Raw genomic sequence first — 2,176 nt, 5'->3', positions numbered from 1 at the left:
TGTATCAGAAATAGGTGAACAGTGGTCACCAAAAGTACCACCAGAAAGAACAGCTGCTGCAGCTAAGAATGGATTACCACCTGTAGCTAGAACTATAGGAAGAGCAATAGGCATCATAATAGCCCAAACTCCAAAAGAAGTCCCCATAGAAAAGCCCATGAAGGCTCCAATAATAAAGACAGCTGTTGGTAAAATCGCTGGCGCAATATTACCAGCAACTAAACTCTCAACATATTTTGCTGCTCCAAGACCTTCAGGAGCATCTGCCTGTAAAAGACCACCAAGAGTAACAGCTAAAACAATAATCATACCACCTATTATAGCTGATTTGGTACCATCTTCAGCAATATCTAAAAACTCATCAGCTTCCATTAATCCACTGGAAACAAATTTTATAAAAGCTACAATTAGACCAAGTGAAAAACTTAAAATAAGAATATCTCTACTACCTAGAGGAATACTACTTACACCTAACCCTTTGAAAAAGGGCACACTTGCTAAAGTAAAATTCCAAAGTCCCAGAACAACTAAGGTTACTATAGAAACACCAAGTGGCCAGAGCATATCAGCTACTGTACCATCTTTAGCCTCGTCAGTAGATCCTGTTTCAAATTCTGAATAATCAACTTCTCCTTTTTTAGCTTTTTTCTCTGCTTTCTTCATAGGGCCATAATCTTTTATAACTTTATTTGCTATCAAAAATACAAAAACAAGCATAAAGATATTATAAAAATTATAAGGAATAGTTTTAAATAATCCAACAATACCGTTTTCTACACTGGGGATATTTTCTTCCATAAGAACTGTCATATAAGCGACCCAACCTGAAACAGGTACAAGAGTATTAATTGGGGCAGAAGTTGAATCAAGTATAAATGCTAATTTTTCTCTTGAAATTTTTAGTTTATCATAGATAGGTCTAAAAACAGCGCCTGTTGCAAGAGAACTAAAATAGGCACTTGTAAATAATAAACTTCCCATAATACCAGTAGCTGTTTGAGCACCCTGTTCTCCTTTTACTTTTTTAGTTAACCAATCTCCAAAAGCCATTGCTCCACCTGATTTATCAAGCAATTTAATAAATGCTCCAAGCAATAAGACAACTATAAAAATCTTGGGTAAACTTGTGCCACTCAAAATCCCTATTCCTTCGAGACCCGCTTCAGAATCAGCAGGATGACCTACTATTTTACTGAATAGATTAGGAATAGCATATAAAATTGCATGAGTAAATCCTTCAGTAGCAATATCAATAATTAGTGATGCTGATAAAATACCTGCAAGTAATGACTCAATAACTCTTTTTGACCAGATAGCAAGACCAAGAGCTATAATAGCAGGTAATAATGATAAAATTCCATAATGAACTGCTTCTTCCATAATACTCGCCTCCTTATTTTGTATAATTTTTACATATCCCGACATATATCGGGAGGTACCCGGTATGGTACCGAGTACCATACCGGGTACCTATTTTAATTTTACCTATTTTACATTTTCAATAAAATATTTAAATATTTCCACCTGCTCTTCATGTTTAAAATACATCATTTCTGGATGCCATTGTACTCCTACTAAAAAATCTTTGTCTTTATCTTCAACTCCTTCAACAATACCATCTGATGCTTTTGCAGTTACTGTTAAACCATCTCCCACCTCCTTAATTGCCTGATGGTGTAAACTATTAGTTTTCATTTTTTCTTTTTTATATGCTTTAAAGATATGTGATTCTTTTTTTATCTCTACATCATGAGCTTTATACCATCTTGGAAACTTAATTAAAGCATGATGTTTTAATCCATCACGATGATCATCAATATGTTGTTTTAAAGTACCATTATAACTTACATTTATTAATTGAGCTCCTCTACAAATTCCTAACACTGGTTTTTCTTTTTCTATTGCCTTTTCTAGAAGTTTTAATTCAAACTCATCTCTAGCAGGTATAACTTTTCCACATTGGCTGTCAGGGCCAGCACCATAAAGATAGGGACTTATATCCGGTCCTCCACTAAACAATAAACCATCACACTTTTCTACCATTTTATCTATATAATCTTCTTCATTAATAACTGGAATATTTACGGGAATTCCTCCCCCTTTTTCTACACCTCTTGCATAATCCATTGTTGACATAGCCATATCCTGACCAGTTGCTCCTCTGGGTCTTTCATGA

Annotated in this window: 2 protein-coding genes; both read right to left on the bottom strand. The window is 34.7% G+C overall.

Annotated elements, in window-relative coordinates:
• On the bottom strand, positions 1–1,380 hold a 1,380-nt coding region (locus tag VJ881_11540), incomplete at its 3' end, for a Na+/H+ antiporter NhaC family protein (protein ID HKL76688.1).
• A 105-nt stretch (positions 1,381–1,485) separates the two neighbouring features.
• Positions 1,486–2,176 (bottom strand): gamma-glutamyl-gamma-aminobutyrate hydrolase family protein (locus VJ881_11535; GenBank protein HKL76687.1); only part of this gene is annotated, 691 nt, incomplete at its 5' end.

The organism is Halanaerobiales bacterium (genome assembly GCA_035270125.1).
In the GTDB taxonomy this organism is placed as follows: Bacteria; Bacillota; Halanaerobiia; order Halanaerobiales; family DATFIM01; genus DATFIM01.
Note: the sequence above shows the minus strand (reverse complement) of the source record. Positions and strands in the feature narration are given on the sequence as shown.